1 protein-coding gene is annotated in these 229 nt (G+C 71.6%); it reads right to left on the bottom strand.

Going from position 1 to position 229, the window contains the following annotated elements:
* Positions 1 to 223, bottom strand: a 223-nt coding sequence (locus EXE44_RS21695; protein ID WP_241991897.1) for a deoxyribodipyrimidine photo-lyase, incomplete at its 3' end; no start/stop codon positions are given.
* Between the last annotated feature and the right edge of the window lie 6 nt (positions 224 to 229).

Raw genomic sequence — 229 nt, 5'->3', positions numbered from 1 at the left:
TCGGGTCGCCCGCGCGGACGACTAGGTCGCTCCCGAGTTCGCGGTACCGTTCCTCCAGCCGCTTCACGTGCCGGAGGAAGAGGGCGCGCTGACGCGCACCGACCGCCGCGAGCAGGTCGGCGTCGTACACGAACGCCGGCACAATTTCCCCCTCTCGGGCCGCGGCCGCGAGGCCGGCGTTGTCTCGCATCCGAGCGTCCCCGCGGTGCCAGAACAGGCGCATACGATC

The organism is Halorubrum sp. SS7, from assembly GCF_005435055.1.
Taxonomy (GTDB): Archaea; Halobacteriota; Halobacteria; order Halobacteriales; family Haloferacaceae; genus Halorubrum; species Halorubrum salinarum.
Note: the sequence above shows the minus strand (reverse complement) of the source record. Positions and strands in the feature narration are given on the sequence as shown.